The 14697-nt window shown below is 71.4% G+C and carries 11 protein-coding genes; 4 read left to right on the forward strand and 7 right to left on the reverse strand.

Going from position 1 to position 14697, the window contains the following annotated elements:
- Positions 1 to 51 precede the first annotated feature (51 nt).
- Positions 52 to 1218, forward strand: coding sequence for a zinc-binding dehydrogenase (locus ACYVHG_RS14155; protein ID WP_461168116.1), 1167 nt, complete (start codon positions 52 to 54; stop codon positions 1216 to 1218).
- Positions 1215 to 2126 carry an exodeoxyribonuclease III gene (locus ACYVHG_RS14160; RefSeq protein WP_461168187.1) on the forward strand — a complete coding sequence of 304 codons (912 nt, stop codon included), beginning with the start codon at positions 1215 to 1217 and terminating at the stop codon, positions 2124 to 2126. Before ACYVHG_RS14155 ends, ACYVHG_RS14160 begins: the two co-directional genes overlap by 4 nt.
- Here the strand turns inward: ACYVHG_RS14160 and ACYVHG_RS14165 are convergent.
- Positions 2079 to 2870: an alpha/beta fold hydrolase gene (locus ACYVHG_RS14165; protein WP_461168117.1), complete on the reverse strand. Its 792-nt coding sequence runs from the start codon at positions 2868 to 2870 to the stop codon at positions 2079 to 2081. The two genes, ACYVHG_RS14160 and ACYVHG_RS14165, sit on opposite strands and share 48 nt — an antisense overlap.
- A gap of 77 nt (positions 2871 to 2947) precedes the next feature.
- On the opposite strand from ACYVHG_RS14165, the gene ACYVHG_RS14170 reads away from it, so the two are divergent.
- Entirely contained in the window at positions 2948 to 3391 is a 444-nt protein-coding gene (locus ACYVHG_RS14170; protein ID WP_461168118.1) for a flavodoxin domain-containing protein, read from the forward strand.
- Between the two features lie 16 nt (positions 3392 to 3407).
- Here ACYVHG_RS14170 and ACYVHG_RS14175 read toward each other — a convergent pair whose 3' ends face one another.
- The 3 genes from ACYVHG_RS14175 to ACYVHG_RS14185 are packed head-to-tail and all read right to left on the reverse strand — an operon-like array spanning position 3408 to position 5820.
- On the reverse strand, positions 3408 to 3827 hold the full coding sequence (locus ACYVHG_RS14175; RefSeq protein ID WP_461168119.1) for a MarR family winged helix-turn-helix transcriptional regulator: 420 nt from the start codon (positions 3825 to 3827) through the stop codon (positions 3408 to 3410).
- Positions 3828 to 3839: 12 nt separating this feature from the next.
- Complete coding sequence (locus ACYVHG_RS14180; RefSeq protein ID WP_461168120.1) at positions 3840 to 5234, reverse strand: flotillin family protein; 1395 nt, start codon at positions 5232 to 5234, stop codon at positions 3840 to 3842.
- Positions 5235 to 5277: 43 nt separating this feature from the next.
- Positions 5278 to 5820 (reverse strand): hypothetical protein, encoded by a 543-nt coding sequence (locus ACYVHG_RS14185; RefSeq protein ID WP_461168121.1) that lies wholly within the window; start codon positions 5818 to 5820, stop codon positions 5278 to 5280.
- A gap of 144 nt (positions 5821 to 5964) precedes the next feature.
- On the opposite strand from ACYVHG_RS14185, the gene ACYVHG_RS14190 reads away from it, so the two are divergent.
- Positions 5965 to 6255, forward strand: coding sequence for a YiaA/YiaB family inner membrane protein (locus tag ACYVHG_RS14190; protein ID WP_461168122.1), 291 nt, complete (start codon positions 5965 to 5967; stop codon positions 6253 to 6255).
- Between the two features lie 3 nt (positions 6256 to 6258).
- Here ACYVHG_RS14190 and recD read toward each other — a convergent pair whose 3' ends face one another.
- Genes recD through recC form a run of 3 tightly spaced genes read right to left on the reverse strand, consistent with a single transcriptional unit; the run spans position 6259 to position 14692 of the window.
- Entirely contained in the window at positions 6259 to 8064 is a 1806-nt protein-coding gene (recD, locus tag ACYVHG_RS14195) for an exodeoxyribonuclease V subunit alpha (protein ID WP_461168123.1), read from the reverse strand.
- Complete coding sequence (locus ACYVHG_RS14200) at positions 8061 to 11402, reverse strand: UvrD-helicase domain-containing protein (RefSeq protein ID WP_461168124.1); 3342 nt, start codon at positions 11400 to 11402, stop codon at positions 8061 to 8063. The genes recD and ACYVHG_RS14200 overlap by 4 nt, the downstream gene beginning before the upstream one ends.
- Positions 11402 to 14692 carry an exodeoxyribonuclease V subunit gamma gene (gene recC / locus ACYVHG_RS14205; RefSeq protein WP_461168125.1) on the reverse strand — a complete coding sequence of 1097 codons (3291 nt, stop codon included), beginning with the start codon at positions 14690 to 14692 and terminating at the stop codon, positions 11402 to 11404. Before recC ends, ACYVHG_RS14200 begins: the two co-directional genes overlap by 1 nt.
- Positions 14693 to 14697: the final 5 nt, after the last annotated feature.

Raw genomic sequence — 14697 nt, forward strand, 5'->3', positions numbered from 1 at the left:
CACCGGCGATCGGGTCCCGCGAGTGGGTCGACGATGGCTATTGTCGAGCGCATGAAGGCAGTCGTTTGTACCGAGGGTCGCCTGTCCGTCGCCGAGTTGCCGGCTCCGAGCCCGGCTCGCGGTCAGGTCCTGCTCGACGTCACCCGCACCGGGATCTGCGGGTCCGATCTGCACGCGCGGCACCACGCCGACCTGGTCGCCGATATGGCCGTCGAAGCCGGTTACTCCGACTTCATGCGGATGGATCAGCAGGTGGTCCTCGGGCACGAGTTCGTGGGCACCGTCGCCGAGTACGGTCCGGGATGTCGCAAGCGCTGGCCCGTGGGGACCCGGGTGGTGGCACTGCCCACCATCAAGGTCGGCAACGAGCCGCAACTGGTGGGCCTGTCCGAGCGGGCGCCGGGATCGTACGCCGAACAGGTGCTGGTGCAGGAGGCCATGGCGATGCCCGTCCCGGACTCGCTCTCCGACGAGGAGGCCGCGCTCACCGAGCCGATGGCGGTCGCCTGGCACGCGGTACGCCGCGCGGAGATCCCCCGGGGCCGCACCGCGGTGGTGATCGGCTGCGGCCCGATCGGTCTGGCAGTCATCGCGATGCTCAAAGCGTCCGGGGTCAAACGGATCGTGGCCAGTGACTTCTCCGCCGCGCGGCGGGAGCTGGCGCGAACGATGGGTGCGCACATCGTGGTCGATCCGGCACAGCAGCAGCCGTGGGACGCCTATCCGCCCGACCGCCACGAGATGCGCTCGGTCTCGGATCTGCTCACCCTCGGCGTGGATTCGATGACGAAGCTGGCCCGGGTTCCCGGCCCGGTTCCGTGGTGGCGGATCATGCGACTGGCCGAGCGACTCGGTCAGACACCGGCGGGTCCGGTGGTGTTCGAGTGCGTCGGCGTGCCCGGCGTGATCGATCAGCTCACCACAACCGCGCCGCTGCGTTCCCGGATCGTTGTGGTCGGCGTGTGCATGGAACGGGACTCCTTCCTCCCCGCCATGGCCGGCAACAAGGAGATCGACCTGCGGTTCGTCTTCGGCTACGACCCGAGCGAGTTCCACGACACCCTGCACATGATGGCCAGGGGGAAGGTCGATGTGAAACCGCTGATCACCGGCACCGTCGGATTGGCGGGGGTGGACGCCGCGTTCGACGCCCTGGGCGATCCCGAGGTGCACGCGAAGATCCTCATCGACCCGTCGAGTACGGCGAGCGCACCCTGACAACCGTCGCGTCGTTCAACGTCAACGGGATCCGGGCGGCGCGCCGGCGCGGCTTCGACGACTGGCTGGCGGGCCGGGGCCTGGACGTCCTGGCGCTGCAGGAGTTGCGCTGCAACCCGGACTCGCTCGGTGTGGTCGACGGTTTCCACGTGGCCGCCGACCACGGCCGCATCCCCGGACGCAACGGCGTCGCGCTGCTGACCCGGCGGGCCCCGTCGGCGGTGCGCACCTGGTCGTCGCACCCGCCACGGGCCCGCGGGCTCGGTGCGTACGCCCACGAGGGTCGCTACATCGAGGCCGATCTCGCCGGCGTGCCGCTGACGGTGGCCTGTCTCTACCTTCCCAAGGGCGGACTGCCGGCGGACCTGCAGCGGCCGGGCAACATGCGTGAGCAGCCCGACGGTGGCGCCAAACACGCCCGCAAGATGCGTTTCCTGGACGGCTTCGCCCGGGAACTGGACCGCAACCGGCGCGCTGCCCTCGCCGCCGGACGCGAGTTCCTACTGCTCGGGGACCTGAATCTGGCGCACCTACCGCACGACGTGACGAACTGGCGGGCCGCCCGGAAGATGGAGGGCTTCCTGCCCGAGGAGCGGCAGTGGCTCGACTCCCAGCTGGGTCCTCGGCGCCTGGTGGACGTGGTCCGCGCGCTGCACGGCGACCGGCCCGGTCCGCTGTCCTGGTGGAGTTGGGCCGGGGAGTCGTTCACCAAGGACGTCGGCTGGCGGATCGACCATCACCTGGCGACCCCCCGGCTGGCCCGGACCGCACGATCGGTCACCGTGGACAAGGAGGCGTCCCCGGAGCATCGGCTCTCCGATCACGCTCCGGTCGTGGTGGAGTACGACCTGGACGAGCTCTCAGGACAGGAAGCCGAGCGCGTCGACGGTGGCCTGCGGATGCTGTAGGTGGTAGCCGTGCCGGATACCCGGGTACACCCGCAGCCGCGCGCCGGTGATCCGATCGGCCAGGATGTGCGCGTTCTGCGCCGGGCACAGTCGGTCGTCAGCGCCGTGCAGCACCAGCGTCGGGGCGGTGATCGCCGGTAGCGCGGTGTGGCCGTCGTGGTCGGTGCTGGCGGCGAAGTGCGCACGCTGAGCAGGGAGTGAGCGGGGCCGTGCGGTGATGGCGTCGGCGGTGTCCGGGTTGGCGAGCAGCCAGTCCGGGGTGAAGAACAACTCCAGCAGAGCCCGCCGGTCCGAGCGGACCAGGATCCGCAGCGCCTCCATCGGGCGCGGCACCCCGTGGGCGTCACCGACGGTGGTGGCACCGAGGATCAGCCGGCGCACCCGGTCGGGGTGCTCGGCCGCCAGCCACTGCGCGGCGCGCCCGCCCATGGAGAATCCGTAGACGTCCACCCGGTCCCCGCAGTGCCCGCCGGCCCGGGCGGCGTCGTGCACGGCGACCGCGTCCGCGGCGCAGTCACGGGTGCTCCAACCGCGGGGGAAGACGTCGTCGCTGTCGCCGAGACCCCGGTGATCGAAGGTGATCACCGGTCCGGTGCCGCGAAAGGCCTCGACCACCGGGTCCCAGGACATGCCGGGCAGAGCCTGGCCGGCGATCAGCAGCAGCGCCGGGCCGTCGGCCCCGGGCACCGCCGGGTGCACCTGGTAGGCGAGTCGGGCACCGTCGGATGCGGTCGCGTGCGGCATGACGGCAAGCCTAGGACCCGGTCGAAGGGGGCGGTGCCGCTCACGGGACACATGTCCGTTTGGTTACACTGCTCGCCATGTCTGTTCACATCTTCTACGGCTCCTCGACCGGCACTGCCGAGGGCGCCGCGAACGTCATGTCCGACGTGTTCGCCGAGGCCGGCCCGGTCGAGGTGCACGACATGATGGACGGCGAGATCGACGCCCTCGATCCCGCCGACTTCCACGTCTTCTCCTGCGCGACCTACGGTGAGGGCGAGTTGCCCGCCGGGTCCACCGAGTTCTTCGACGACCTGCTGGCGTCCTCCCCCGACCTCACCGGTCTGCGGTTCGCCGTCTTCGGCCTCGGTGACTCGATCTACGTCGACACCTACAACGCCGCGGGCAAGACCATCGTCGGTCATCTCACCGGCCTGGGCGCGACCCAGGTGGGTGAGCGTTTCGAGCACGACAACTCGGGCACCGACGACGTCGAGGCCAAGGCCGTGGAATGGGCGAAGGGCATCGTCGGCCAGATCTGAGCCGAACCGGTGCCGCTCAGCTGCCGGCCAGGCGCAGGAGCAGCGGTATCGCAGCCCGTAGTACCTGCGTGTCGTCACCGGTGAGCTGCTGCCCACCGGTGACGATCAGCCATTGATCAGCCGCCGCGTCCCGCGCATGCAGGGCGTCCCGGCCGCGTTCGGTGAGGGCGACGGGTCGGCGCCTGCCGTCGACGAGATCGTTGTCGTCCACGATGTAACCGAGCCGGCGCAGGTCCGCCAGCGCCGCCGAGACGTTCGACCGCTTCATCTGCAGCCGTTCACCGATCGCCGTCGGGAAGGCCTCCGCCCCGAGCGCTTCGACGGTGCCGAGCACGAACAACTCGCCACCGCGCAGCCCCGCGGCGGGCAGTCTCCGCAATCGTTCGGAGAGCAGCCCCACCGCCAGGCGCAGCGCCTCTGCGTCGCCGGGTCGCATCCGTCGCCCGCCTTACTCGCCACCGGGTACGGTCGGCTTATCCGCAGCACTGTCGAGCAGCGCCGACAGGTCCACTCCCTGGGCGCGCAGCGCCGCGATCACCGAGGCGATGGACTGCCCGGAGATCCCCAGTAGCCCGCCGGTGGGATCGTCGTGACCGCCGCCGATGATGTTGATGCTGTCGATCGCAGCAGTGGCCTCGGACTGCGCCCGGACCGCTCCCTCGATGGTGGCCAGCACCTGCGGCACCAGCAACAGCCGCACGGCTTCGCCGTTGTAGCGGTTGAAGGCCTCCGCCTGGGCCTGCTTACCGGCTGCGTCGGCACGCAGTTCGGCTTCCAGCGCCGCGGCCGCGGACTTGCGGGCCTGTGCCTGTGACTCCCCCTCGAGGCGGATCGATTCGGCGTGCGCCTCGGCGGTGAGGATTGCGGCCTGGCGTTCACCCTCGGCGCGCGCCACCGAGGCCTGACGGGCCGCTTCGGCGGGGGCGATCACATCGGCCTGTAGTGCGGCCTCGGCCTGCGCCCGGCGCTTGACCTCCACCTCGGTGCGGGCTTCGACGCGGGCGGCCTCGGCCTGTTCCAGGGCGATGCCGACGGCCTTCTCCGCCTTCGCCTTGGCGAGTGGGCCGGCCTGGTCGGCCTCGGCGTTCTGTGCCTCGGTCTGCGCGCGCAGCTGTGCGATGCGCACGTCCCGGCCCTGCTGGGCCTCGGCGATGGCGGTCTCCGCCTCGGTCTGGGCGATCTCACCGGCCCGGCGGGCGTCGGCGGACCGGATCAGCGAGTCGCGTTCCGCCTCGGCCTTACCGATATCGGCGTCGCGCTTGACCTCGGCGATCCGCTTCTGGCCCAGCGATTCGAGGTAGCCGTTGCGGTCCTCGATGCCGGCGATCTTGAGGATGTCGACCTCCATGCCGATCCGCGCGAGGTCTCCCCCCGCCTCCTCGACCACCCCACGGGCCAGTGCCTCGCGGTTGCTGTTGAGGTGTTCGACGGTCATGGTGGCCGCGATTCCGCGAAGGCTGCCGGCCAGGATCTCGTTGATCTGGTTCTCCAGCTCGGCCATGTTCGCGGTGAGGAACCGCTGTGCGGCGGTGCGGGTCATCTCGTCGGTGGTGCCGATCCGGACCAGCCCCACCGCCTGCAGTTCCACCGGCACACCGTCGATGCTGCGGGCGTTGCTCAGCGCGATCCGCACCTCGAACGGGCGCAGTGGCATGTAATCGACGCGTTCCAGGCCGGGGACCTTGAACCGGGCGCCGCCGCGCACCACCTTCATCTCTCCGCGGCCGGTGAAGATCGCCACCTGGTCCGGTGGCGACTTGATGTAGTTGTGGAAGAAGATCCACACCGCGAGAAGGATCACGACCACTGCGGCACCCGCCGCGATCAGGATCGATACGGTCATCTCGTTGTCTCCCTATTCTCTTGTAGATGGCTTCAGTGCGGCGTCAGGATCGCGGGCGCTCACCGGTGTCGAGCGGCTGCACCACCAGCCGGCCCGCCTCGACGTCGACGATCAGCACCTGATCGCCGTCGCGGGCGGTGGCCTCCCGGTCGACCAGGATCGCGGTCGTGGTGGCGCGCACCGATTCCGAATCGATGTAGCTCACCCGGCCCCAACCACCGGCCGGTATCCCCATGGTCAGCTCACCGATGGTGCCGACCGCGGCACGCAATCCGGCGACGGTCCCGGTCTGTGCCCTGCGCATCGCGCGCAGGACGAGCATGAGCAGGGCGTACGCCGCGACGGCGGCGATCGCGGCGATCACGACGACGACGGGCATCATCAGGCCGCTGGCGGACAGCGGCCAGCCGACCACTCCGAACACCCCGAGACCGGCGGCGAGGGCGGGCGCGCTCAACCAGGGCAGGCCGACGTCGGTGTGCGGACCGCCGATCTCGGCGCCGCCGATCTCCACGTCCCCCAATACGAGTGAGGCGATCAGCACCAGAACACCGACTACTGCACAGACTGCGAAAACGGTAACCACGGGCGCCTCCTATGCGCTCGGATCTCCCGATTGCAGTATAGCGAACATTACGTATGAACGGTGGTGGACCGCGCGTGAAGTACTCACCCCGAACAGGTAGAACTACGCATCCGGTTCCGCCGCCGCCGGGGCATCGTTATCGGCATGACCGATACGACACCCTCCCCCAAACCCACCACCGCCTTCTTCGTCCAGTCCGCGATCGCCTTCGGCGTCTCGTCCAGCGCGCTGCTGATCGGTGCCTTCTACCTACCGATGGATCCGTGGCAGCGCGGCTTCCTGATCCTGGGCACCCTGTTCCTCATCACCAGTTGCTTCAACCTCGCCAAGGTCATCCGGGATCAGCAGGAGGCCAACAGCATCCGGGTCCGGGTGGACGAAGCCCGGCTGGACCGGCTGATGGCCGAGCACGATCCGCTGCGGAGTGTGGGCTGAGCGTCAGCCCCCGCCGCCGCGGAGGCCACTGGCCCGGAGCACCCGTCGCTCGACGCCGGCTCGGATCGCGTCCTCCGCACCGATCAACCGGACCCGGTGCCGGGCGCGGGTGATCGCGGTGTAGAGCAGCTCGCGGGTCAACAGCCGCGAATCCGCGGGTGGGATCACCACCGACACCGCCTCGTACTGGCTGCCCTGGCTGCGGTGGATCGTCATCGCGTACACCGTGCGCACCGCGACCAACTGGTTCGGGTACAGCAGCGCCACCTCGGAGCCGCGGGCGAAGGCCGCGCGCAGGTCGGTCGGGTCGCCGTCGTGGGCGATCACCACCCCGACGTCACCGTTGTACACCTTCGCGTCGTAGTCGTTGGCGGTCACGAGCAGTGGTTGTCCCGCGTACCAACCGGATCCGCCGCGCACGCCGGACCATTCCTCGGCGAGTTGCGCCCACCGGGTCACCCCGGACGGGCCCTCTGAGTGCGCACACAGCACCCGGTGCCGCTGCACGCCGGCCGCAGCCTCCGCCGCCAGCCCCTCCCGAGCCACCGATGCGGTCGCCGCTCCGGCCGCTGCGACGTCCGCTCGCAGCCCGTCGAGATCATCCGGATCACACCACTCGATGGCGCCGTCACCTCCGGCGCGGGCGAGCTCGATCACCCGGTCGGCATCACCCCGGCGCACCGCATCGGCGAGTTCACCGAGCGCGCCGGTGAACCGGCGGCCCCGGCGTAACCGGATCACCCCGCGGCGGGCATCGGCGAGCTCCTGTGGCACCAGCACCTCCTCCTCACCACCGGTCCGGTCCGCCTCCTCGGCGAGCAGTGCTTCGAACTCGGGCGAAGGCTCACAGGTCACACCCCGGACCACCAGATCGGCGAGGACGGCACCGGCGTCCACCGACGCCAACTGATCGGGATCGCCCACCAGGATCAGCCTGGCGTCGGGGCGCAACGCCTCCAGCAAGCGGCACATGATGGTCAGCGAGACCATCGAGGTCTCGTCGACCACCACCACGTCGTACGGAAGGTGATTGCCTGCGTCGTGCCGGAACCGGCTGGCGTTCCCCGGTTTGAAGCCCAACATGCGGTGAATGGTCTGGGCCTGCAGGTCACCGGGAAGTCCCAGTGCCGTTCCCTGGGCGCGGACCTCACCTGCGAGCTGCGCCGCTGCCCGTCCCGTGGGCGCGGCCAGCCCCACCCGCAGCCCCGGACCGTGTTGATCGAACAGCAGCGCCAGGATCCGCGCCACGGTGTAGGTCTTCCCGGTGCCGGGACCGCCGGCCAGCACGGTGGTCTGCCCGAGCACCGAGACCGCGGCCGCGAGCCGCTGACGATCCGGCCCGGGCTCGCCGAACCGGGTGCGCAGCCCCTCCCGCAACCGGGCGATGTCCACTCCGGACACGGCGCCCGCGCGGGCGTCGAGCACCGAGCGCACGGTCTGTTCCTGTCGGTGATAGCGGTCCAGGTACAGCAGTTCGTCGTCGACCAGCCGCAGCGGCCGCAGTGGGCCGGTCTGTGCACCCACCACCAGCGGACTTCGCCGCAGTGCCCCCCGCAGTGCGTCCTCCTCGGGCCAGGGCAGCGCGTCGACGTCGATCTCGCCGTCACCGTCGACCGCGACGTCACGTAGCCGGGACAGTTCCAGGCAGACCGATCCGAGTCGCACGGCACGGGTGGCCAGCGCCGCGGCCAACAGCACCGACTCGTCCGGTTCCCCGCCGAGCCGGCCCAAGGTGGTGGCCACCCGCACGTCGGCGGAAGCGAGGACGCCGGCGCCGGTGAAGGTCTCCAGCAGGGTGGGGGCGGTCATGGGCGTCCTCCCGCGAGTGCCTCGGACACCGCGACCACCAGGTCGGCGGGCGGATGCCATTCGAAGACGCCCGCCCCCGGCGGCGTGTGCGGCCCGATCATGGCGCGTACGAAGTGGTACTGCACCACACCGAGGTTCGCCTGCGGGGAGTACCCGGGGAGCTTCCACAGGAGGAAGCGGTGCAAGGCCACCGAGTACAGCAGCGCCTGCAGCACGTAGTGCGAGGAGATCATCTCCCGCGCCATCGCCTCGGGGGTGTAGTCGGCGGTGGTGAGGTCACCGCGGGCGAGGCGGTTGGTCTTGTAGTCGACGACCGTGTACGTCTGTTCCTCGTCTCGCCGGATCCGCAGGACCGAATCGATACTGCCGGTGAGGTACCCGCGCAGTGCGGCGCCCGGGATCTCCCGCAGCCGCTGTGCGTACGGGGCGAGTGGATCGTCGTCGGGGAGGTGTGCGGCGAGCAGGTCTGCGATCGTCGCGAGGGTCGCCGAGCGCTCATCAGCAAGGGGCAGTTCGAATTCGAGTTCCGCGAGGTGATCGCCGGGGGCGATCTCGGCGAGGGTGAGGCCGGAGAGAGTGCCGGCGCCCATCGGGGTACGCAGCACCGCGAGCAGGGCCGTGGCCACCTCCTCCGGATCGTCCGCGGTGGCGCCGTACTCGGCGGCCTCACGGCACCGGGCGAGGACCTCGGCGTCGAGGTCCGGGGCGCCGGTGTCGACGTTCTCCAGGATCTCGTGGACCAGTGTGCCGAAGACCGCACCACCGGAGAGTCCGTTCATCAGGCTCGGCGGTGCCTGCGTCGTGACCGAGGCGGGTGTCCGGTCGCCGATCGGTTCGTCGAGCGGCTCGTCGGCGACACCGGCGTCCTCCGGCTCACTGCCGGTGTCCGCGGTCTGTTCGGCGGGGCCGTGGGCGGCATCGGCGACCAGCGCCGAGTAGCTGGTGCGCCGCCAGGTCGGATCGATCCGCCGGTGCGCACGGCCCAGCTCCAGGATCGGGAAGTCGTCGTCGCGGGGGCGCCACTGCGGCAACTCCCCCGGGTCGAGGTCGACCGGTTCGATCGACACCGATCCGGCGATCGGGCCCGCCCATTCCCGCAGCCGTGCGCCGACGTCACCGTCGGCCGGGAGCGGAGCCGACTCCGCGGGTACCCGGCCGCCGCCGACCTCCGAGAACAGCAGGCGGTGCAGTGGCGAGCCCTTGGTCGTGGTGCTCGGCGCCCACCACAGCACCAGACGCGACTGTGCCCGAGTCGCCCCCACGTACAGCAGGCGCAGTTCCTCCGCGGCGTCCTCGGCGCGGGCCGCCGCGAGCCGCGTGGGGTAACCCTGGGCGTCCTTGCCGCCGACGTCCACCAGTCGCTCGCCGTCCTCGTGGAAGGTGAAGGTGTCGCGGTCACCGAAGCCGCCGAACGAGTCCCACGCGAAGGGCAGGTACACCACCGGGAACTGCAGCCCCTTGCTGGCGTGTACCGTCATCAGTTGGACGGCCGCGACATCGGTGGCGAGTCGGCGCGCCGGGTCGGCGGTGCCGCCGAGTCCCGGATCGGCGATCCGCTCGGCCAGCCACCGGGTGGCTGCGCCCGGTCCCAGCCCCAGGGTGACGGTCGCGTGCTGCACGAGTTCGGCGACGTGCCGCAGATCGGTGAGGGTGCGCTCGCCGCCCACCTGGCCGAGCATGCGCTCGTCGAAGCGCGATCGGCCGGCGAGCGCGTCGAACATCGCGGCGAAACCGGAACGCGCGAAGATCCCGGCGAGAGTGCGCAGCCGGCCGCTGATCTCCGAGACCAGCTCGTCCCCGCGCTGGTCGAGGTCAGCGGCGGTGTACTCCATCAAGGGCGTCAGCGCCGCGAGCCGGGCGCGGTCGCTGCGGCCGGGATTCTCCAGTGCCTGCAGGACCCGCAGCCAGTCGGTGGCGGCGGAGGTGCTGAACACGCTCGAACCACCGGCCGCGACCGCGGCGACGCCGTGTGCCTGTAGCAAGGTCTGTAGGAGACCGATGTGCTCGTTCTTGCGCACCAGCACCGCGATGTCCTTCGGCTCCACTGTCCGGGGGCCGTCGTCGGCGTCGAGCACCTCGGCCGCGGCCAGCGTCCGCACGATGTCGGCGGCGACGTCACCGAGCACTGCGGTGCGCACACCGGGCACCCGCGGCACACCGGATTGGGTCTTCGGGCCGACGCCGTTGCTACCGAGGTACCGCAGCCGCAGCGGTGCGCCGTCGAGCCGGGAGGTGGCCCGGTGCGCGCGGACCGGGCCGGCCACGATCCGGGTGTCGCCCAGCGCGACATCCCCGTAGAGGTGTTGCAGTGCGCTGACCAGCGGTCCGTCGGAGCGGCGGTTGACGTCCAGGGCCCGGTGGGTGGTGGCGGCCCTCGACGCTTCCAGGTAGCTGTAGACCTCGGCGCCCCGGAAGGCGTAGATGGCCTGCTTCGGATCGCCCACCAGTACCAGGGTGCGGGCGCCGTGGAAGGCGGCGCGCAGGATGTCCCACTGCACCGGATCGGTGTCCTGGAACTCGTCCACCAGCACCACGGAGTACATCTGCTGCAGGCGAGCGCAGGCCCGGGCACCGTGAACCGGATCGGTCAGAGCCTCACGCAACAGGCCCTGGAGGTCGTCGAAGTCACGCAGCCGCCCGGCGCGTTTGCGGCGGTCCACCTCACGGCGGACGGCGTGGGCGAACTGCACCCGCAGCGCCACGTCCGAGCCCGCAGCGGCGTCGGCCGGGGTGATCCGCGCGCGAGGATTGGCGACCACGGTCCGCGCGTACAGGTGGGCGGTGGCCAGTGGGAACGGCGGATCGGGCCGGCCCGCGAACATGGCCAGGTAGGCGTCCTCGGCGACCTCCTGGATGAGATCGGAGACGTCCTCGACGAATTGGACCCCCGGTTCCAGATCGCCCGCCAGTCCGAGTGCGTCGAGCATCCGCTGACAGAAGCCGTGCGTGGTGGTGATGGTGGCTGCGTCGAAGTCCGACAGCGCCAGTACCAGCCGACGGTGCCGGGCCGCGACCTCCTGTTCGTCGCCGGTGGCCAGATGCCGCAGCAGTTCGTCCGCACCGGTGCGGGCGGACTGCGGATCGCGCAGCGCCTGCTCCGCGGACATCAGGCGGGACCGCGCGCGTTCGCGCAGTTCCTGGGTCGCGGCGCGGGAGAACGTGATCAGCAGCATCTCGCCGAGCTCGGCGACGCCCTCGGCGACGTACCGGGTGAGCAGGCCGACGATGGCGTACGTCTTACCGGTGCCCGCGCTCGCCTCCAGCACCGTGGTGCCGCCGGACGGCAGCGGTCCGGTGAGCTCGAAACCTGTGACGGGGAGGACGGATTCGCGGGGCATCAGGACAGCTCCTCATGGGTGAGCAGGGGAACCCACAACCGGGCCGCGAGCGCACCCAGCCGGGTTCCGGCGCGGGAGAACCCGGTCTCGTCGCCGTGGGGCGGCCCCAGGGCGTCGTCGAAGGCGCGCTCCCCCAGCGCGTACCGGACGGACCGGTCCTTCCCGTCGCCGAAGGCGCCGTCGAACTCGGTGCGAGCGATCTCCAGCGCCCGCTGTGCGGTCTCACCGGCCAATCCGCGTTCGGCGTACACCGCCGACGCGGACGGGAACAGGGGCAGCGGTTCGGTCAGGCCCCGGTCGCGCAGGTCGACCAGGACCCGCAGCTGCGCCACCGGATCCGCCGGCACCGAGAGTTTCGAGGTGAGCACACCGCGGAACCGGGCGCGCCCGATCGCGAGCGCGGTGCGATCCTCGAAACCGGCGGCGCCCAGCGCGAGCAGGGCCACCCACGCCGCCATGCGGTGTTTCGGTGCCAGTCTGCTGTACGAGGCCCGCACAATCCCGTCCGGCCGCACCGCGGGGACCGATCCGGCCAGCCGGCGGCCCTCGCCCAGGTCCACGGAGACGTCGACGGTGTCCGACGGCCCCACCATCAGGGGCCCGGCGACCCGCGCGAGCTCGGCCACGCCTCCGGCGATGCCGTCGAGGACCGCCCCGCCGAGCGCGAACGGCGGCAACGTTCCCCGGCGCACCTCGGCCGCGGCGAACCTCTCCCGGGACACGCCTGCGAGGGTGGCCGCGAGCATCCGCTCCCCGATGTCCCACTTCTGCAGCCCGTCGGGGGCGATGGTCAGGGCTTCGGCGAGCTCGTCGTCCTGATCGGGCACGGTGAATCCGAGCCGTTGCCGCAGGAAACCACGAACCGGATGCTCGCAGAACCTGATCAGCGCGTCGAGATCGACATCCTCCACCGCGGCCGCGAGCGGCGCCGCCAGCAGCGGCGGGGCCGGCTTCGGCGCCCTGGTGGATGCCTCGGCGCCGGCGTGCGCGGCCGGATCGTAGGAGAAGGGCACCCCCAACCCGAAGTGGTCCGGATCGAAGTTGCGGGGATCGAAGGGCTGGAGGGGGTGCTCGAATTCGAGTCCGCGAGCCTGCGGATCGGCGAGCAGCGCCTTCGCGGCGTCGCGCAGTTCGGCGACCGGGACCGCCGGCGGCCGCCTGGTCCCCTTGACCGGATCCGCCCCGGTGTAGAAGACCAGGAGCCGGTCGGAGGCACTGGTGACGGCGTCGAGGAACAGTTGACGGTCCTCGGCGCGTGGATCGCGCTCCCCGACGCAGGGCGTGCGTCCGAGTACGTCGTCACCGGAGTAGCGGGTGCCGCGGGGGAAGATCTCGTCATCGAGCCCCAACAGCACCACCACGCGATGCGGGACCGACCGCATGGGTACCAGGGTGCACACCGTCAGTTCTCCGGTGCGGAAGTTGGCGCGCGTGGGTTTGGCGGCGAGCCGGGACCCGAGCATCGAACGCACCTCGGACAGGGTGAGATCGCGGTCCGCACCGCCGCGCAGGGCACCGGCCAGTTCGCGCCCGGCCTGAGTGAGCTGCCAGGCCTCGCTCGGCGGCACCGCGCCGATCCGGTCGAGGAGTTCCTGCAGGCAGTGGGCCCACTCGCCGGCAGGCCGGCGCGCACGTCCGGTGGCGGCGGCGGTGGTGAGGACGTCGAGGAAGTCCCCGAACCTGCCGACCAGGTCGATGTCGGTGGAATCGACGTCGTCGAGGGGTAGCCCCAGACCGAGCCAGTCACCGTCGGTCTCGTCGGCGACCACCCCGAGGACGATCCGGTCCAGGGCCGTGGCCAGTGTGTTCTGCGGGAAGCCGCTGAGCCCGAAACGTTCGCGGGCACCGGCGTCCAGGCCCCAGCGGGCGCCGGACGGGCCCGCCCACTCGCGGAGCCGTTCGATGTCCGAGTCGGAGAACCGGAACCGCCGGCGCACCGGCTCGGTCGCGGCGAGGTCGAGGACCTCGGCGACGGTGGCCCGGCCATCGGCGATCTCCAGCACCGTCACCAGGGCGTCGAGCAGCGGATTGGTGAACCGCAGGGATCTGTCGGCCAGGCGGACCCGGAGCCGGCGCGCGGGGTGGCCGTCGGAGTCGTCGGTTTCGGCTGCGCCGAAGGCCGACCGGATCAGCGGGGCGTAGGTCTCGATGTCCGGACAGGTGACGAGGACCTCGCGCGGGGCGAGGGAGGGATCGTCCTCGAACAACCGGACCAGCCGCTCACGCAGCACCTCGACCATGCGTGCCGCACCGTGGCAGGCGTGGAACTCGACGGAACCGTCCACCTCCAGGGATCCCGAGAGCGGGACGTCCTCGGCGATCGCTGCCTGCAGCCGGCCGAGCACCGTCGCGCCGGGCCGCCGCGGCGGGTGATGGACGTCGGTGTCGGCGATCGGCGCGACCCGGGCCTGCAGTTCCCGTGACTCGCGCCCCAGAGACGCCAGCAGCGGGTTGGCCGCGGCGAACCCGGCGAGGCGCGGGCTCGGTGCGGACGGTGCGATCGGTTCGGGGCCCCCGTCCCGGGTCCACAGCACCGGGCTCGGGTGCGGCAACCACAGGTGCACCTCCCGCCCGGCGGCCAGAGCGGACAGCACCATCGCCTGGTCGGCGGGGATCCGGGTGGGACCGTACACGGAGAGTCGTTCGGGCAGATCGCTGAGCGCCGGATCGGCACGCAGGGCGGCGACGGCGTCCGTGAGCCGCTCGGCGGGACCGGGTACCCCGGCGAGGGCGCGCACGCGGCGCAGCAGTTCGGCCTGCCAGGCCAGATCCTCGTCGAGCGCCCCTCCGAGACCGTCGGTGTCGCGACCGGCCGCCCAGTCGACGAGCATCCCGGGGCGGTTCGCACCGTAGGAGCGCAGCAGCCCGGCGAGCAACTCGGCGGTCGGGTAGCGACGACGAGGACGGTGCCCCGGCTGCTGCTCCCAGCCACCCGGCCGGACCACGCCCAGGTGCCGGGCCAGTACCGCGCCGGCCGGTTCGAAGGCGAGCTCGTCGATCGCGGTCAACACCAGCCAGACCAGGGACTCACCGCGCCAGGGATCGTCCTCCGGCGCTATCCCGGTGGCCGCGGAGACGGCATCGGCGATCAGGGCCGCCGGACTGGGGAACGAGATGTTGGCGGCCACCCCGAGATGCGAGGCCAGCCCCTGGGTGATCCACCGCTCCACGCCGCGGGCCGGGACCGCGATCACCTCCGTGGCGAACGGATCCCCGGCCGGCACGGCGAGCACCTCGGCGAGACCTTCGAGGAGGGCCTCTGCTCGCTCGGAGCGGTGCACTGTGAGCATGGCCG

The sequence above is a fragment of the Tsukamurella serpentis genome, from assembly GCF_054780975.1.